Source organism: Acetatifactor sp., assembly GCF_982438285.1.
Map to the genome: position 1 here is coordinate 1 of NZ_CEWDFQ010000459.1, position 1,944 is coordinate 1,944.

Consider the following 1,944-nt stretch of genomic DNA (forward strand, 5'->3'; position numbering starts at 1 on the left):
TCCCCATCCTCCGAAGCAGATTGAATTTGCAAAGCTGTATCTCACCAATGTGGTCACAGGAAAGCGGTATATTAAAAAGCTGGTGGAGGAGGGTATTGTGGACGGCTGGGACGATCCCAGACTGGTTTCCATTGCCGCTCTGCGCAGAAGAGGCTTTACACCGGAATCCATCAAACGCTTTGTAGAGCTCTGCGGCGTCTCCAAGAGCAATTCCTCTGTGGATTATGCCATGCTGGAGTATTGTATCAGAGAGGATTTGAAGGTAAAGAAGCCCCGCATGATGGCGGTGTTAAATCCTGTAAAGCTGATTATTGATAACTATCCGGAAGGTGAGACAGAGCTGGCGGAGATTCCCAATAATCAGGAGAATGAGGCTCTGGGGAGCCGTCAGGTGCCCTTTGGGAGAGAATTGTACATTGAGAGAGAGGACTTTATGGAGATTCCCCCCAAAAAGTATTTCAGACTGTTTCCGGGCAATGAGGTGCGCCTGATGAACGCTTATTTTGTGACCTGCACAGGCTGCGTGAAGGACGCGGACGGTAAGGTCACAGAGGTGCATTGTACCTATGATCCGGCGTCCAGAGGCGGCAACAGTCCTGACGGAAGAAAGGTAAGGGGAACCATACACTGGGTGCCTGCCAGGGAATCCATCACAGCGCAGGTACGGCTGTATGAAAACATTATCGACGAGGAAAAGGGGGTTTATAATGAGGACGGCAGCCTGAATTTGAACCCCAATTCTCTTACTGTGCTGCAGGAGTGCAGACTGGAGCCTGCCTTTGCGGGAGCCCAGGCCTATGACAGCTTTCAGTTTGTGCGGCAGGGGTTCTTCTGCGTGGATGTCAGGGATTCCAGGCCGGATGCGCTGGTTTTTAACCGGATTGTATCCTTGAAGAGCTCCTATGTGCTGCCAAAGGAAGTGTAAGGCTTCCAAGGGTGTAAAATTGAGTGGTGGAAAAGAGACGGAAGGAATGGAGGGTAAAAATGGCTGGATTATTGTCCGGACTTTCCGGATTGGGATTGGGCAATCTGGAAAATATGGATATTTATAAAAACGAGGAAAAGGAAAAGCAGAAAAAGGAAGCTGCTGTGCAAAAGGTGGAGGAGAAGGATCTGATTTATGATAAGACCTTTGAGTGCCCTGTGTGCGGCGAGAGCTTTTCTTCCAAAATTATGAAGTCAGGCAAGGCAAAGCTGCTAAAGACGGATCAGGACTTAAGACCTCAATATGACGGAATTGATGCGGCAAAATATGACGTGGAGCTCTGCCCCCACTGCGGGTATGCGGCGCTTAGCAGATATTTTACTACGGTGGGCAGCGCCCAGGCGAAGCTGATCAAGGAGCACATCAGCCAGAGAGTGCAGCTTCATCCGCATACGGGAGATACCTACAGCTATGAGGAGGCTGTGGATAGATATAAGCTTGCATTGGCAAACGCTGTAGTCAAAAGAGCCAAAGCCAGTGAAAAGGCTTATATCTGCTTAAAAAGTGCCTGGCTTCTGCGAGGCTATGCGGAGAGTCTTGAGAAAGAGGAAGAACCGGATCGAAAAAAGCTGGTCGAGCTGAGAGCCCAGGAGGCAGAATATCTGGAGAATGCCTATAATGGCTTTACAGAGGCTATGCAGACGGAGGACTTTCCCATGTGCGGCATGGATGAGATCACGGTGGAATACCTGATCGGTGTTCTGGCTGCAAGATTTAAAAAGTATGATGTGGCCAGCAAAATGGTTGCTGCTATATTGACGTCTCCCACAGCCAACAACCGTACCAAGGATAAGGCCAGAGAGCTGAAGGAACAGATTCTTGCGGATTTGAAGAGGCAATAGGAACTGCAATGTATGACATGACCATTCGTTTACAGACAGACAGTGGGAAACGTCTGTATGAACAGATTTATGAGCATATAAAAAAGGAAATCAGAGAAGGGAAGCTGCTTACGGGAG

2 protein-coding genes are annotated in these 1,944 nt (G+C 49.0%); both read left to right on the forward strand.

What is annotated here, in order from left to right; translation table 11 throughout:
- On the forward strand, positions 1–925 hold a 925-nt coding region (locus tag AC1WIP_RS15230), incomplete at its 5' end, for a glutamate--tRNA ligase family protein (RefSeq protein ID WP_481142623.1).
- Positions 926–984: 59 nt separating this feature from the next.
- Positions 985–1,827, forward strand: coding sequence for a DUF2225 domain-containing protein (locus AC1WIP_RS15235; RefSeq protein WP_481142624.1), 843 nt, complete (start codon positions 985–987; stop codon positions 1,825–1,827).
- Positions 1,828–1,944 lie beyond the last annotated feature (117 nt).